We start from the raw sequence: 14,987 nt of genomic DNA, 5'->3' as shown, positions 1-14,987 counted from the left end.
GGCCTTCACCCCAGGGCTCACAGGCTCAGCTCCGGATGCAGCCGGTCCAGGGTCCACACCTGCCGGCGTCGGGCCGACAGCGCGGTCAGCGCGAGGGCGGCGGCGGTGAAGAGGACGAGCACCACGCACGCGTGCCACACCGGTTGCAGACCACCGCCCGTGATGAGCCGCCTGAGCGCCTCGACGACATGACTCATCGGCAGGAACGGGTGGAGGGCGTTGAAGAAGCCGGGACTGGTCTGCACCGGGTACGTGCCGCCCGCCGAGGTCAGCTGCAGCATCAGCAGCGCTAGGACGAGGATGCGGCCCGCCGCCCCGAAGCGCGCGTTCAGCCACTGCACGATCGCCGCGAAGCACGCCGTCACCAGGAACAGGAAGCCCACCGTCCCGGCCGCCCGGGCCGTCTCCAGCCCGACCGCCCAGTGCAGCACCGACATCAGCGCAACCGTCTGCAGCCCCCCGATCGCCACCACCGGCAGCCAGCCCGCCAGCGCGATCCGCCACGCCGGGGCACCCGCGGCGAGCGCGCGCCGGTTCATCGGCGCGATCACCATGTACGCCACCATGGCGCCCACCCACAGGGACAGCGGGATGAAGTACGGGGCGAAACCGGTGCCGTAGTTGGGCGCCTCGTGCAGGGCCCGGGAGACCAGCCGGACCGGGTCGGCCATCACGCCGGTGCGCGCGTCGCGCTCCTCGTCGCCGTAGTCGGGGATCCGCCCGGCGCCGTCGTGCAGCCCGCCGGCGAGCTTCTCCGAGCCGTCGGCCAGCCGGTACAGTCCGCCGCTGAGGTCGTCGGCGCCCGTCTTCAACTCGCCGACGCCCTCGTCCAGGGCTACGGCTCCGGCCTCGGCCGTGCCGAGCCCCCGGTACAGCTCCCCGGCGCCCGCGGCGACCTTCTCCGCGCCCTCGTTCAGCCGGTCGATCCGGGCCACGGCGTCGTCGAGCTCCTCGGACAGGTGCGGGGCGCGGTCGGCCAGGAGTTGCGCCTGCCTCTGGAGGGTGGCGAGGTGCTTGTCGAGCTCCTCCAGATCGCCCTGGTGCCGCGTGACCAGCGCGTCCACGTCGTCGGCGACGGCCGCCACGCCCGCGGCGGCCTCCTCGGCCCTCTCCAGGTCGGAGCAGGCGGCGTCGGGCGGCGCGGCCCCCTCGCAGCGCGCCGCGTGGACCCCGGCCAGGGCCGCGGCGTCCGCGCGGGCGTCGCCGGCGGCGGTCCGCGCCCTCTTCGCCAGGGATCCGAGGTCGCCGCGGACCGCCCCCGAGGCGTCGGCGACGAACCGGGCGGTGTCCGCGATGGCCTCCTCGTCTTCCTTCAGGAGGGGCCCCACCCTGCCGGCGACGCCGTCGACCTTGTCGGCGAGGGCCCGCGTGCCCTGCGCGACCCGCCGGGCCCCGTCCCGGAGGCCGGCCGCGCCCCGGTGGAGCTCCTTCACCCCCTCGGCCAGCTCGCCGCTGCCGTCCTTGGCGTCCCCCAGACCGCCGGCGAGGTCCTCGGAGCCCTGCTCCGCCTTCCCGATCCCGCCCTTGAGCGTGTCGGCCCCCTCCGCCGCCTCCACGGTCCTGTCGTGGATGTCGGAGAACGAGATGAAGATCCGGTCCAGGAACGACCGCGACGCCTTCGTGGACGCCGCCCGGCGCACCTCGGCGAACACCGTGCGCGAGATCTGCCCGACGATGTAGTTGTTCGCGTCGTTCGTGCGGACCTGGAGGGCGCCCGCCTTCGGGGAGTCGCCCGGGCCGGAGGCGATGCGCTCGCTGAAGTCGGCGGGAAGGGTGAGCGACAGGTAGTACCTGCCGTCCTCCAGGCCCTCCCGGGCCTCGGCGGCGCTCACCTCGTGCCAGTCGAAGGTGCCGCTGTCGCGCAGCCGCCCCGCGATGTCGTCGCCCGCCGTGAGCCGCTCCCCGCCGGCGGTCGCGCCCCTGTCGTCGTTCACGAGCGCGACGGGGATGCGGTCCAGGCGGCCGTACGGGTCCCAGAAGGACCACAGGTACAGCGCGCCGTACAGCAGGGGCAGCACCAGCAGCGCGACCAGGGCGGCCCGCGGCAGCCGGCCGCGCCCGAAGCGCCTCAGCTCAAGCGCGGCCAGTCTCGGCGAGCGCATCGGCCCTCTCCTTCCGCCGGTCGTGCCGGCTGCCGCCGGTGGAGACGGTGACGGCGCCCTTGGGCGCCTCGCTGCACACGGCGACGACCGTGGTACCGGACGAGGCCAGGGCCCCGAGCAGGTCCCAGACCCCCTCCCTCTCGGCGTCCGAGAGCTTCAGGTCGGCGTCGTCGACGCCGAGCAGCCGCGGGCGGCCGATCAGGGCCAGCGCGACCGACAGACGCAGCGCCTCCGGCCGCTCCAGGTCCCGTACGGCGGTCCGGGAGCCCTTGGGCAGGGAGTCCGGGGCCAGGCCGGCGGCGGCCAGCGCGGTGTCGATCCGCAGCCGGCTCTCCGCCGCCCGCGCGCCGCGGGGCCGCAGCAGCGCGCGCGGCGAACCGCCGAACCGGCGCTCCAGCAGCGCGCGCTCGCGCAGGTGCTCCTCGACGGTCAGGGCCGGATCGAGGTCGGTGACGCCCGGCACGTGCGCCAGGGCGCCGAGCCGCCGCACGGCCGCCATCTGCCGCGGCAGCACCGCCCCGCCCACCGCGGCGGTGCCTTCCGTGGGCTTCATCCGCCCCGTCAGCGTGAGCAGCAACGAGGTGCGGCCCGACCCCGACGGCCCCTCGAGCGCGACCAGCGAGCCGGGCCCCGCCTCGATGTCGATCCCGCGGAACGCCCACCCGCGGGGTCCTCTCAGGCCCAGCCCCCTCGCGGTGACGGCGGCTCCTCCCAACGCTTCCCCCTGCATCCGACGCTATTTGCACTGACTGGTCAGTGCAAAAACTAACCCGAACCTTCGATCGGGGCAAAAGTCCAGGTCAGAACGGATTGTCAGTGGCATACCTCACGATGGGTACATACGGCCACAGTGCCGTCACGCAGACGACAGGAGGTTCGTCATGGCCCACCCGTCCGCAGCCGCCCGCCGGCGCCGGGCCACCGGCCCTGCCCCCTCACCGGCCGGCCCGCCGAGCGACGTCCATCCCGTGCTCCGCCGGGCCACGGCCCCGCCCGCCGCCCTCGATCTGCTCGCCCAGGCCCGTGCCGGACTGGAGGAGGCCGCCGCCCTGGAGATCCCCAACGAGCGGTACGCGACGGCCCACCTCGCCGCTCTGCGCACCGCCGCGGCCGTCCTCGCCGCGCGGGGACGGCCGGAGAGCACGCCCCGGGCCCGGGCCCGCATCCGCAGCGCCTGGGACGTCCTGCCCGAGATCGCGCCCGAGCTCACCGAGTGGAGCGCGCTGTTCGCCTCGGGCGCCGCCCGCCGTGCCCGGGCCGAGGCCGGCATCGAGGGCGCGGCCGGCAGCCGCGACGCCGACGACCTGATACGGGACGTGTCGATGTTCCTGCGCCTGGTGGAGCGGATGCTGCACCTCCAGCCGGTCCTGCCCCAGCCCCGTCCGGACACGGACCGGCCGAAGGACGGCGACCGGGGCGGCGGCCTGCCGGACGCGGGCTGACCCCCGGACGGGCCGGCCCGGATCCCACCCCGCCCCCGGCCGCGCGCCTCGCCCACCGGGCCGCCCCGGCCGGTGGCCGCCGGTTCCGCCCGGCCGGGCGTCGGTGCCGGTCACCGGCACCGGGCGACCGCACCGCAGTGACCGCGCGGGACGCCTGAGGCAATAGGGTGGGGAGCGCCTGAAAGCAGCCTTCCTTCCCGCAGTCGGGCCGGGAGGCACCCCGTTCGCTCCGCCGTACACGAGAGGCGGTGCCGTGCCGAGGAGTCAAACTGCCGTGTCGGACCCGATGCGCCCCCGCGCTTCCCTCCGTACCGCCGTGGTCTGGGAAGTCCTCCAGGACGCCCTCGACCGCCGGGTCAAGGCCACGGGTCGCCAGGTGCTCGACGTCCTCGACACCGGAGGGGGCAGCGGCAACTTCGCCGTGCCGGTGGCCCGCCTCGGCCACCGCGTCACCGTCGTCGACCCCAGCCCCAACGCGCTGTTCGCCCTGGAGCGCCGCGCCGCCGAGGCCGGAGTGGCCGACCGCGTGCAGGGCGTCCAGGGCGACGCCCACGGCCTCTTCGACGTCGTCGAGCGCGGCGGCTACGACGCGGTGCTGTGCCACGGCGTCCTGGAGTACGTCGACGACCCGGCCGAGGGCGTCCGCAACGCGGTGGCCGCCCTGCGCGCCGAGGGCGTCCTGAGCCTGCTCGCCGCCGGACTGGGCGGCGCCGTGCTGGCACGGGCCCTCGCCGGCCACTTCACCGAGGCCAAGCGGGCCCTGGAGGACCCGGACGGCCGCTGGGGCACGGGCGATCCCATGCCGCGCCGCTTCACCGCCGAACAGCTCACCGGCCTGGTCGAGGGCGCGGGCCTGCGGGTCGGCGCCGTGCACGGGGTGCGGGTCTTCGCCGACCTGGTCCCCGGCGTCCTGGTGGACACCGAGCCCGGGGCCCTGGACGCGCTGCTGAAGCTGGAGGCCGCCGCGGCCGAGCTCCAGGCCTTCCACTCCGTGGCCACGCAGCTTCACGTGCTTGGTGAGACACCGGTGACCGCCGGGACCTGAGGTACCTGTGAGCCGCGCCGCTGATCAGCGGCGCAGCCGCGGATGGAGTACGCCACAGGCCCTCCGAACGGGGGCTTGGCGCCGTATGATCGAGGGAGACCGCCCGGCATGACGGGCCGGCCGCTGGGGAATGGAAGTCTCAGCGAGCCGGGGCGTCCGTGACGGAGTCCGGTTGGCCAATTGGCGCAGAGGGGCGGGTTTCACGGGGGCGATTCCCTGCCTATCCTGAAGAGACCCCCCAGGGTCGCCCCGGCGACTGCACGATGAGGAGGACTCCGTGCCGCTCTCGGAGCACGAGCAGCGCATGCTCGAGCAGATGGAGCGAGCGCTGTACGCCGAAGATCCCAAGTTCGCGTCGGCGCTTGAGGGAAGCGGGCTGCGTACGTACACCCGGCGGCGGGTCTACCAGGCGGTCGCGGGCTTCCTCGCAGGTATTGCGCTCCTCATGGCAGGAATGGTCGCCAAGCAGGTCTGGCTCAGTGTGGTGGGCTTCCTCGTCATGCTGGGTTGCGCGGTCCTCGCCGTGACCGGCTGGCGCAAGGCCCCCAAACCGGGTGAGCAACAGCCGGCGGCCGGTGCCCCGCACGCCCGCCATCAGGCACGGCAGCGGCGCTCCATGATGGACCGCATCGAGGAGCGGTGGCAGCGGCGCCGCGACGAACGGGGCCATTAGCCGACGAGCGACGGCCCACCGACGACGCCCACCGGGCACAGACGAGGACATGGGTGAGGGGGCGGCCACCGACCGGTGGCCGCCCCCTCACCCATGTCCGCCATGTCCTTCCCCGCCGCGGACGGCCCGTCGCTCAGCCCCGCTGCCGGGACGGCCGGCGCAGGGCCGGGCGTACGGCGGCGGCCCGGGCCTGCGCACCGGCCCACCAGGCCGAAGCCGCCCAGATCACCCGTACGGCGGAACGCGGGGCGAACCGTGCCCGCAGCCGCGCGCCGCGGCCGGCCGCGGCGCGCAGCCCGGCCGTCACTTGGCGGACGTCGTCGGCGAGTCCCGCCGCCGGGCGGGGCCGGGGGGCGTAGAGGACCTGCTCCACGGCGTCCGCCACCCGGTGCACCGCCGCCGCGGCCCGTGGGTCGAGACGCCCGAGCCGGACGATCCGGGCCGCGGCCCTGCGCGGGGTCTGCGACTCGTCCGGCGCGATCCCGAAGTCCCACGCCGTGTCGGCCAGCTCCTGCCAGACCGCCAGGGTGCGCGGTGCCTCGCCGGCCCCGGTCCGGCCGTGCGCCCCCAGGCGCACCGCCCGCATCCGCTGCCGCCACAGCAGCGGTGACAGGGGTATCAGCAGTACGGCGAGAGCGCCGAGGACCCGGAGCGGCACCACGTGCCACTTCGGGCCGTCGTCGTCCTGGGCCGGCGCGGCCTGCTGCGACTCGCTCACGCACGCCCGCGCCCTCTCCTGCTCCACCGCGCAGCTCTCGCTCGCCGACGGCGCGGCCGAGGGCGCCGCCGACGCCTCCCGGGACGGCTGCGCGACGTCCGGGAGCGCGGTACCGGGCACGTCCGGCACGGTGTACGACGGCACCGTGCCCCGGGTGGGAGTGGGCTCGAAGCGGGTCCAGCCCACGCCCTCGAAGTACAGCTCGGGCCAGGCGTGCGCGTCGCGCAGCGTCACCGACATCGAGCCGTCCGCCTGCGGCGTCCCCGGCGCGAAACCGACCGCCACGCGCGCCGGTATGCCCAGGGAGCGGGCCATCGCCGCCATCGCGAAGGAGAAGTGGACGCAAAAGCCCTCCTTGTCCCGCAGGAACCGGGCGATCGCCTGGGAGCCGCTGCCGACCTGCACCCGGGTGTCGTACCGGAAACCGCCGGTGACCGTGAAGTACTCCTGGAGCTTGACCGCACGGTCGTAGTCGTTCGCCGAGCCCCTGGTGACGGCGCGGGCGGTGCGGGAGACCACCGCCGGCAGCGAGCCGGGCAGCTCGGTGTACTCGCGCGCCAGGGCCGCCGGCGGCCCCGGAGCCCCGGCGAGCTGCTCCGCCGTCGGCTGCACGTCCAGGCTCCTGACCTCGTACGTCAGGCCCCGGGTGTTCTGCCCGTGGTCGCCGACCAGGGTCATGCCGACCGGTTCGTAGCGCCAGTCGCCGCCGACCCGCACACCGCTCGGCGGATACGGCATCGGCAGCCAGTCCTGGGCGTACCAGTCCGCGGCGCCGATCGTCGTCTCGATCCGGGCGCGCCTGACGTCGGGGCCGAGGCCGGGCGGGGCGGGGAAGGCGTCGTCCGGGACGGCGGTGATCTGCCGTCTGGACGGCTTCCAGGTGGTGCCGTCGAAGTCGTCCAGGGACACGATGCGCAGATACAGGTCGGAGGGGCTCCTGGCGCTGGTCCGCACCGACAGGACCTGGCGGTTCTCGTCCACGTTGAGACTGTCGCGCAGGGAGACCAGCGGGTTCACCGCGGAGATCGTGCCGCCGCTCCCGGTGCCGGAGCCCACGCCCGGGCCGGCGTCGTCCAGCAGCCCGCCGCGCATCGTCGGCAGGGCCAGGGGCACCACCACGGCGATGCCGAGGACGACCGCGCCGATGCGCCGCCCGGTGCGGACCGGGGCGAGGGCGCCGCCCGGCGCGCCGCCGAAGACCCGTCCCCACCGGGCGATCCGCTCCCGCCCCTCGGCCAGCAGCAGCGTCAGGTAGCCGGCCGCCGCGAGCAGGAACCACAGCCAGTCGATGTCGTCGTCGGACAGTCCCGCGGCCACCGAGTACAGCGCCAGCAGCGGCAGCCCGGCCGGTGCCGCGCCGCGGAAGGTCACCGCGAGCACGTCCACCAGCAGCCCGACGAGCAGCACCCCGCCGACCAGCATCAGCCGGATGCCGTCGGACTCCAGCGGGGCCGGGATCGCGTACCGCGCGATGTCGTCGGCGCCCTGTTGCAGCAGGTCGCCGAAGCGGCCGAGGGCCCGGGGCCCGGGGACCAGCCCGGCGAGAGCCTGCTCGCGGGCGAAGACCAGCGTCAGCAGCGCCAGCAGGGTCACGCTCTGCGCCACCACGGTCAGCGGCCGGGCCAGCGGCACGCGCCGGCACGCCGCGCCCACCCCGGACTGGATCGCCAGCAGGATCGCGGCCTGGAGGATCCACGTGGCCGGGTCGACCAGCGGCAGCAGCGCACAGGCCGCCGTCAGCGTGGCCGCCCACGCGCACAGCGCCAACCGTCCCCGTCCGCTCATCACGCGCCCTCCCCGCCACCCGCCGCGGCGGCACCCGCGCGGTCCCGGTCCGCCAGGCGCCACAGTTCCTCCAAGGAGGCGCCCCGCTCCACCCCGAGGGCCGTCCAGCCGGCCTCGCGCAGCCTCCGCAGGCACTTCCCGCTCCGGTCCGACGGGCCGGGCACGTCGGCCGGTTCCCGCAGCCAGGTCCCGCTGTCCAGGACGAAGGCGACCGCGCCCCCACTGCGCCGCCGCATCCTCGCGGCCACCGCGGCCTGTTCCTCGTCGAGGTCGCCGAAGAACGCCACCAGCAACCCCTCGCCGCCGCGCAGCACGTCGTGGGCCCGGGACAGCCCGGTGCCGTCGGAGTGGTCGATCACCGCGAGGGTGTCCATCATCAGCCCGGCCGCGTCCGCCGTCCCCTGGCCCGCCTCCGCGAACCCGCCGGCGCCCTCGCCGGGCACCGTGCTGCCGGTGTCCGTGAGCAGCCGCACCGCGAAGCCCCGCTCCAGCATGTGCACCAGCACCGAGGCCGCGCCCGCGACCGCCCACTCGAAGGCGGAGTCCGGGCCCGCGCCGTCGAAGGCGACGCCCCGGGTGTCGAGCAGCACCGTGCAGCGGGCGCGCTGGGGCTGCTCCTCGCGGCGCACCATCAGCTCGCCGTGCCGGGCGGTGGAGCGCCAGTGCACGCGCCGCAGGTCGTCGCCGTAGCGGTACCCGCGCGGGATCACGTCGTCCTCGCCCGCCAGGGCCGGCGAACGCTGCCGCCCGTCGCCGTACCCCTTGGCCTCGCCGCCGAGGCGGACCGGCGGCAGCGGCACCACGCGCGGGATCACGGTCAGGGTGTCGTGCGCCGAGAAGGACCGGGTCAGCTCGCACATCCCGAACGGGTCGGACAGGCGCAGCTGGAGCGGCCCCAGCGGATAGCGGCCGCGCAGGTCGGAACGGACCCGGTAGGACACCTCGCGCCGGCCGCCCGCCTCGACCCGGTCGAGCACGAAGCGGGGGCGCGGCCCGAGCACGTAGGGCACCCGGTCCTGGAGCATCAGCGGGCCGGTGGGCAGCCGCGAGACGTTCTCCACGCTCAGGTGGACCCGCGCCTCGCCGGTGGCGGGGACCCGCGCGGGGGAGAGGCGGCGGCTGCCCGCGACCCGGTGGCGGGTGCGGTACAGCACGGTGGCGCACACCAGCGGCAGCACCGCCAGCAGCAGCCCGACACGGAGCAGGTCGCTCTGGCCGAGGGTGTAGGCGCACACGGCGGCGGCGACACCGGCGGCGAGGAAGGAGCGCCCGCGCGTGGTCAGGCCGGCCAGGGCGGTGCGCAGACCGCTTCGGCCTCCCCGGCCGGTCTCCGCCCGCCCCGTCCCCCCGGCGGACATCACAGCCTCCGCGGCGGTTGCCGGCCGTACACCGGGCCGTCGGGGGCCAGGCCGTAGCCGCTCGGCTGCGGGGGCGCCGCGGGCACCGGGGTGCGCTGGAGGATCTCCTGCACGACCTGCTCGGCGGTACGGCGGTTGAGCTGGGCCTGGGCGGTGGGCAGCAGCCGGTGGGCCAGGACGGCGACGGCGAGGGCCTGCACGTCGTCCGGCAGCGCGTACTCCCGGCCGCTCAGGGCGGCGGACGCCTTCGCCGCGCGCAGCAGGTGCAGCGTGGCCCGCGGGGAGGCGCCGAGTCTGAGGTCGGGGTGGGCGCGCGTGGCGGCGACCAGGTCCACGGCGTACCGCTTCACCGGCTCGGCGACGTGGACGCCCCGGACCGCCTCGATCAGCTTCACGATCTCGTGCGCGTGCGCCACCGGCTGCAGGTCCTCCAGCGGCGAGACGCCGCCGTGCACGTCCAGCATCCGCAGCTCGGCCTCCGCGCTGGGGTAACCCACCGAGACCCGCGCCATGAAACGGTCGCGCTGGGCCTCCGGCAGCGGGTAGGTGCCCTCCATCTCGACCGGGTTCTGCGTCGCCACCACCATGAAGGGGCTGGGCAGTTCGTAGGTCTGGCCGTCGATGGTGACCTGCCGCTCCTCCATCGACTCCAGCAGCGCGGACTGCGTCTTGGGCGAGGCGCGGTTGATCTCGTCGCCGATCACGACCTGCGCGAAGACCGCGCCCGGTTTGAACTCGAAGTCCCGGCGCTGCTGGTCCCAGATCGACACGCCGGTGATGTCCGACGGCAGCAGGTCGGGCGTGAACTGGATGCGCCGCACCGAGCAGTCGACGGACCGTGCCAGCGCCTTGGCGAGCATGGTCTTGCCGACCCCGGGGACGTCCTCGATCAGCAGGTGTCCCTCGGCGAGCAGCACGGTCAGCGAAAGCCGTACGACCTCGGGCTTGCCCTCGATCACGCCCTCCACCGAACCGCGCACGCGCTCGGCCACGGCGGTCAGGTCTGTGAGGCTCGCTCGATCGTCATAGGTCGTCACCCGGCCCTCCTCGGCCCTTCCCCGCGCTCGCCAAGGAGCAAGGGGTACCCCAGCTTTCCGGACCGGTGCGCGACGCTGCGGACCGGCCCGCCCCGAAACACGGACACCACGCGTGAATGGTTCCGCGCGACGCCACTCCCCGCATTCTTGCCGCCGTTACCGATTCGTGTCACTCGCCTGTGGACAACTGCCCGCGACATGTCGGCCCTTCGGGCCTTTTGCGGCGCTTGTGCGGCGGGGTGTTCCGGGGCGGGAGGGGCGGTCAGGCGGGGGTGACCTCGCGCAGCAGGCCCGTCTTCACGTCGTAGACGAAGCCGCGCACGTCGTCGGTGTGCGGCAGGAACGGCGAGGTGCGCACCCGCTCGATCGACTGCCGCACGTCCTGGTCGACGTCCTGGAAGCATTCCACCGCCCACGCGGGGCGCTGGCCGACCTCGTTCTCCAGTTCGGTGCGGAAGTCCTCGGTGAGGGTCTCCATGCCGCAGCCCGTGTGGTGGACCAGGACCACGCTGCGGGTGCCCAGCTTGCGCTGGCTGATGGTCAGGGAGCGGAGCACGTCGTCGGTGACGACGCCGCCCGCGTTGCGGATGACATGGCAGTCGCCGTTGTTCAGGCCGAGCGCGGCGGTCACGTCCAGACGAGCGTCCATGCAGGCCACGACGGCGGTGCGCAGGGCGGGGCGGGAGTCGAGGCCGGCGTCGGCGAAGGCGGCGGCGTACCGCGCGTTCGCCTCCAGGAAGCGGTCGGTGGCGGAGTCGGCGGGAACCGATGCAGAGTTCGTCATGGTTAAAACCGTACTGGTCAGGCGCCCTCCCGGTGCGCAAGAGGGGGGGGTGAACGGAGAACGGGGGCGGGCGGGGACGCGACGGCGGGCGCAAAGCGGCGGAGGCGGTCAGCGGGGCGTCACGGCCCACTCATCCCCAGGAGTGGTGCGCCCTCACCCGTACGGGTGAAGTCCCGGGCCGTGCCGCTCTCCGCCCGCGGCTTCCGCGACGCGCAGGCCGGTTGATTGACCGGGCGACACGGTGGACTAAAGTGACGCGAAGCGGGAGGCGAGGCTCTTCCCGCTGACTGAAATTCCACGGAGACCCCGGCGCCGCTGCCGGAGACTTCCCACGTGCGCGGCGCGTACGTACGGCTCGGCCTCCTCCCGCTCCCGGTCGGCTGACGCTTCCGGCGCCGGCGGGCCGTCTCCACCGCACGAGCGGGCGGGGACCCGGCGGTGCGTACCGCTCACCGGATCTGAGAGGCCCCCTTGAGCCAGAGTCGACACGTCCCGGTGATGCTCCAGCGCTGCCTGGACCTGCTGGCGCCCGCCCTCGAGGAGCCGGGGTCGGTGGTCGTCGACTGCACGCTCGGCCTCGGCGGGCACAGCGAGGCACTGCTGCGGCGGTTCCCCGGGGCACGGCTCATCGCCCTGGACCGCGACAAGGAGGCCCTGCGCCTGTCCGGCGAGCGCCTCGCGCCCCACGGGGAGCGCGCCACCTTGGTGCACGCCGTGTACGACGAACTGCCGGACGTCCTCGGCCGGCTCGGCGTCCCGCGCGTGCAGGGCGTCCTGTTCGACCTGGGCGTCTCCTCCATGCAGCTCGACGAGGCCGACCGCGGCTTCGCCTACGCGCAGGACGCCCCGCTCGACATGCGCATGGACCAGACCACCGGCATCAGCGCCGCCGAGGTCCTCAACACCTACCCGCCCGGCGAGCTGGTGCGGATCCTGCGCGCCTACGGCGAGGAGAAGCAGGCCAAGCGGATCGTCGCCGCGATCGTGCGCGAGCGCGAGAAGGAACCGTTCACCACCAGCGCCCGCCTGGTGGAGCTGATCCGCGACGCGCTGCCGCAGGCCGCCAAGCGCACCGGCGGCAACCCGGCCAAGCGCACCTTCCAGGCGCTGCGCATCGAGGTCAACGGCGAGCTGTCCGTCCTGGAGCGGGCGATCCCGGCAGCCGTCAAGGCGCTCGCCGTAGGCGGGCGGATCGCGGTGCTGTCGTACCACTCCCTGGAGGACCGGCTGGTCAAGCAGGTCTTCGCGGCCGGCGCCGCGAACACCGCCCCGCCCGGCCTGCCGGTCGTCCCCGAGCGCTACGCGCCCCGGCTCAAGCTGCTCACCCGCGGTGCCGAACTTCCCACCGAGGAGGAGATCGCCGAGAACCGGCGAGCGGCGCCGGCCCGGTTGCGCGGGGCCCAGCGCATCAGGGAGGACGCCGAGTGAAACCGGGCGCAGGCGCGGCGCCCCGGCCGGGAGGGGAGCGCGTGAGCGGGAAGAAACCCGAACTGAAGGGGAGGGCGGCCAGGCTCGCCCGGCTCCTCCCGCCGGGTGGCGGGCAGGCTGCCCGTACCCCCTTCGTCCTCCTCGTCGTCGTCCTCCTCGGCGGCGGCCTCATCGGGCTGCTGATGCTGAACTCCGCCCTGAGCGAGGGCTCCTTCCAGCTCGACGACCTGAAGGAGGAGACCAAGAGCCTCACCGACGAGGAGCAGTCCCTCCAGCGGGACATCGACGCCTACTCCGCCCCGCAGGCCCTGCTGCGCCGGGCCCGCGAGCTCGGCATGGTGCCCGGTGGCGACCCGGCGTTCCTGGAGCCGGACGGCACCGTCAAGGGCGTCCCCGGCCCCGCCTCCGCCGCGGCCACCCCGCTCGTCCTCGCCCCCGAGGCCCTCACCGCGCCCGCCCCGGCCGCCACGCCCATGCCCTCCACGACCCCTGGCAGGTGACGGAAGTGGTCGACGACTTCGGCAGGCAACCGCCGCGCCGCCGCGTGCCCGGGCCCGCCCGGCCGGCCCGCCCCGGCGCCCAGCGCCGTCCCGGAACCCAGCGGCGCCCGGGCCCCGGCGCCCGCCCGGCCCGCCGCCCGGCCCCGCCCCGCCAGGCCGCCTCGCGCCCCCTGAAGCTGGCCAGCCCCCGCCCCCGGCTGCGGATGATCGGCCTGGCGCTGACCCTCGTCATGACCGCCTTCGTCGTACGGCTGCTGCAGGTGCAGGCCGTCGACGCGAGCACGTACGTCGCCAAGGCCGAACAGAACCGGTACGTCGTCCACACCCTGCCCGCCGAGCGCGGCGGCATCACCGACCGCAACGGCGTCGCCCTCGCCTCCACCGTGGACGCCTACGACATCACCGCCGACCCGACGATGTTCACGCGCGAGCAGCTGAAGATCGGTGACGGGCCGGAGCAGGCCGCCGCCCTCCTCGCCCCGATCCTCGGCGAGGACCAGGAGGAACTGGCCGCCAGGCTCCGCCCGGAGAACAAGGAGCTGCGCTACGTCCGGCTCGCCCGCGGCAAGACCCCGGAGGTCTGGAACCAGATCAAGGACCTGAAGACCGCGCTCGCCAAGAAGGCCGAGAAGGACGACTCCGCCGTCAACGTCCTGGCGGGCGTCTTCGCCGATCCCAGCAGCAAGCGGATCTACCCCAACGGCGACCTCGCCGCCGGGATCCTGGGCTGGGTCAACTCCGAGGGCGAGGGCAGCGGCGGTCTGGAGCGGAAGCTGGACAAGACGCTGGCCGGCGAGGACGGCGAGATCCGCTACGCCCAGTCCGGCGGCCGTCAGGTGCCCACGATCGGCGCCAACGAGACGCCCGCCGTGCCCGGCAGCGACGTCGAGCTCACCATCGACCGCGACATCCAATGGGCCGCCCAGCACGCCATCACCGAGCAGGTGAGGGAGTCCGCGGCGGACGGCGGTTACGTCATCGTCCAGGACACCCGCACCGGCGAGATCCTCGCCATGGCGAACTCGCCCGGCTTCGACCCGAACAACCTCTCGGAGGCCGACCCGGCCGCGCTCGGCAACGCGGCGCTCCAGGACGCCTATGAGCCCGGCTCCACGGCCAAGGTGATGTCGATGGCGGCCGTGCTGGAGGAGAACGCGGCCACGCCGACCACCCACGTCGTCGTGCCCAACCGGCTGCACCGCGGCGACCGGCTCTTCAAGGACGACGTCGACCACCCGACCTGGTACCTCACGCTCAACGGCGTGCTCGCCAAGTCCAGCAACATCGGCACCATCCTGGCCACCGGACAGCTCGGCAAGACCCAGCGGGAGGCCAACCGGGTCCTCTACTCCTACCTGCGCAAGTTCGGTCTCGGCAGCTACAGCGGGCTCGGCTTCCCCGGCGAGACCAAGGGCATCCTCGCGCCGCCCGACCAGTGGTCGACCTCGCAGCAGTACACGATCCCCTTCGGCCAGGGCGTGTCCATCAACGCCCTGCAGGCGGCGTCCGTCTACTCGACCATCGCCAACGGCGGCGTCCGCGTCGAGCCCACGCTCGTGCGCGGCACCAAGGGCCCCGACGGGCGCTTCACCCCCGCCCCCGAGCCCGAGAGGACACGGGTGGTCAGCGAGAAGACGGCGAAGACCCTGGCCCGCATGCTGGAGTCCGTCGTGGACGACGAGGAGGGCACCGGCACCAAGGCGCGCATCCCCGGCTACCGGGTGGCGGGCAAGACGGGTACCGCCAACCGGGTGGATCCGGCCACCGGCAAGTACCACGGCTACACCTCGTCGTTCGCCGGGTTCGCGCCCGCCGACAAGCCCCGCGTCACCGTCTACTGCGCCATCCAGAACGCCACCGAGGGCAGCTACTTCGGCGGCCAGATCTGCGGCCCCGTCTACAAGCAGGTGATGGAGTTCGCCCTGAAGACCCTCCAGGTCCCGCCGACCGGCGCCGCCCCCGCGAACCTCCCGGTCACCTTCAAACCCTGATCAGCACCGATGCAGGACCGAGCCACCAGGAACCACCCCGTGACAACGATCACCCCCGATTCCGGGAACCAGGAAGCCCCCCGCCCCTCACTTCGCCCGGAAGCGGGCGCGCCCGGTACGCTCA

At 74.5% G+C, this 14,987-nt stretch carries 12 protein-coding genes; 6 read left to right on the top strand and 6 right to left on the bottom strand.

Features of this window, described 5'->3' with window-relative positions; all coding sequences use genetic code 11:
• Positions 1–17: 17 nt before the first annotated feature.
• On the bottom strand, positions 18–2,102 hold the full coding sequence (locus tag ACSU6Z_RS07125) for a YhgE/Pip family protein (protein WP_437043939.1): 2,085 nt from the start codon (positions 2,100–2,102) through the stop codon (positions 18–20).
• Positions 2,074–2,832, bottom strand: coding sequence for an ATP-binding cassette domain-containing protein (locus ACSU6Z_RS07120; protein WP_437043937.1), 759 nt, complete (start codon positions 2,830–2,832; stop codon positions 2,074–2,076). The genes ACSU6Z_RS07125 and ACSU6Z_RS07120 overlap by 29 nt, the downstream gene beginning before the upstream one ends.
• Positions 2,833–2,983: 151 nt before the next feature.
• On the opposite strand from ACSU6Z_RS07120, the gene ACSU6Z_RS07115 reads away from it, so the two are divergent.
• The 3 genes from ACSU6Z_RS07115 (at position 2,984) to ACSU6Z_RS07105 (ending at position 5,262) form a co-directional block, all read left to right on the top strand.
• The gene (locus ACSU6Z_RS07115; RefSeq protein WP_437043935.1) at positions 2,984–3,544 is read left to right on the top strand and encodes an SAV_6107 family HEPN domain-containing protein; all 561 of its coding nucleotides are present in this window, start codon (positions 2,984–2,986) and stop codon (positions 3,542–3,544) included.
• A 274-nt stretch (positions 3,545–3,818) separates the two neighbouring features.
• Positions 3,819–4,589, top strand: coding sequence for a methyltransferase (locus ACSU6Z_RS07110; protein ID WP_437043933.1), 771 nt, complete (start codon positions 3,819–3,821; stop codon positions 4,587–4,589).
• Between the two features lie 277 nt (positions 4,590–4,866).
• The gene (locus ACSU6Z_RS07105; RefSeq protein ID WP_437043931.1) at positions 4,867–5,262 is read left to right on the top strand and encodes a DUF3040 domain-containing protein; all 396 of its coding nucleotides are present in this window, start codon (positions 4,867–4,869) and stop codon (positions 5,260–5,262) included.
• 133 nt (positions 5,263–5,395) lie between these two features.
• Here the strand turns inward: ACSU6Z_RS07105 and ACSU6Z_RS07100 are convergent, their stop codons facing one another.
• From ACSU6Z_RS07100 to ACSU6Z_RS07085, 4 genes are all read right to left on the bottom strand, one after another.
• Entirely contained in the window at positions 5,396–7,765 is a 2,370-nt protein-coding gene (locus ACSU6Z_RS07100) for a transglutaminaseTgpA domain-containing protein (RefSeq protein ID WP_437043929.1), read from the bottom strand.
• Positions 7,765–9,123, bottom strand: coding sequence for a DUF58 domain-containing protein (locus ACSU6Z_RS07095; protein ID WP_437043928.1), 1,359 nt, complete (start codon positions 9,121–9,123; stop codon positions 7,765–7,767). The genes ACSU6Z_RS07100 and ACSU6Z_RS07095 overlap by 1 nt, the downstream gene beginning before the upstream one ends.
• Positions 9,123–10,160, bottom strand: a complete 1,038-nt coding sequence (locus ACSU6Z_RS07090) for an AAA family ATPase (protein ID WP_437043926.1) — start codon at positions 10,158–10,160, stop codon at positions 9,123–9,125. Before ACSU6Z_RS07090 ends, ACSU6Z_RS07095 begins: the two co-directional genes overlap by 1 nt.
• A 262-nt stretch (positions 10,161–10,422) precedes the next feature.
• Complete coding sequence (locus ACSU6Z_RS07085; protein ID WP_437043924.1) at positions 10,423–10,944, bottom strand: beta-class carbonic anhydrase; 522 nt, start codon at positions 10,942–10,944, stop codon at positions 10,423–10,425.
• 471 nt (positions 10,945–11,415) lie between these two features.
• Between ACSU6Z_RS07085 and rsmH the strand changes: the two genes are divergently transcribed.
• Genes rsmH through ACSU6Z_RS07070 form a run of 3 tightly spaced genes read left to right on the top strand, consistent with a single transcriptional unit; the run spans position 11,416 to position 14,863 of the window.
• Positions 11,416–12,372 carry a 16S rRNA (cytosine(1402)-N(4))-methyltransferase RsmH gene (gene rsmH, locus ACSU6Z_RS07080; RefSeq protein WP_437043922.1) on the top strand — a complete coding sequence of 319 codons (957 nt, stop codon included), beginning with the start codon at positions 11,416–11,418 and terminating at the stop codon, positions 12,370–12,372.
• A gap of 41 nt (positions 12,373–12,413) precedes the next feature.
• Positions 12,414–12,872 carry a hypothetical protein gene (locus tag ACSU6Z_RS07075; protein WP_437043921.1) on the top strand — a complete coding sequence of 153 codons (459 nt, stop codon included), beginning with the start codon at positions 12,414–12,416 and terminating at the stop codon, positions 12,870–12,872.
• The gene (locus ACSU6Z_RS07070; protein ID WP_437043919.1) at positions 12,869–14,863 is read left to right on the top strand and encodes a peptidoglycan D,D-transpeptidase FtsI family protein; all 1,995 of its coding nucleotides are present in this window, start codon (positions 12,869–12,871) and stop codon (positions 14,861–14,863) included. Before ACSU6Z_RS07075 ends, ACSU6Z_RS07070 begins: the two co-directional genes overlap by 4 nt.
• The last annotated feature ends 124 nt before the right edge of the window (positions 14,864–14,987 follow it).

The sequence above is a fragment of the Streptomyces sp. enrichment culture genome, assembly GCF_964273145.1.
GTDB lineage: Bacteria > Actinomycetota > Actinomycetes > Streptomycetales > Streptomycetaceae > Streptomyces.
The sequence above is the reverse complement of the archived record's forward strand: the minus strand, read 5'-3'. Positions and strand labels throughout refer to the sequence as shown.

What these genes read in the sequence shown, in the direction of transcription:
- ACSU6Z_RS07125 (WP_437043939.1), bottom strand. Translation starts at nt 2,102, where the DNA reads ATGCGCTCGCCGAGACTGGCCGCGCTTGAGCTGAGGCGCTTCGGGCGC.
- ACSU6Z_RS07120 (WP_437043937.1), bottom strand. Translation starts at nt 2,832, where the DNA reads ATGCAGGGGGAAGCGTTGGGAGGAGCCGCCGTCACCGCGAGGGGGCTG.
- ACSU6Z_RS07115 (WP_437043935.1), top strand. Translation starts at nt 2,984, where the DNA reads ATGGCCCACCCGTCCGCAGCCGCCCGCCGGCGCCGGGCCACCGGCCCT.
- ACSU6Z_RS07100 (WP_437043929.1), bottom strand. Translation starts at nt 7,765, where the DNA reads ATGAGCGGACGGGGACGGTTGGCGCTGTGCGCGTGGGCGGCCACGCTG.
- ACSU6Z_RS07095 (WP_437043928.1), bottom strand. Translation starts at nt 9,123, where the DNA reads ATGTCCGCCGGGGGGACGGGGCGGGCGGAGACCGGCCGGGGAGGCCGA.
- ACSU6Z_RS07085 (WP_437043924.1), bottom strand. Translation starts at nt 10,944, where the DNA reads ATGACGAACTCTGCATCGGTTCCCGCCGACTCCGCCACCGACCGCTTC.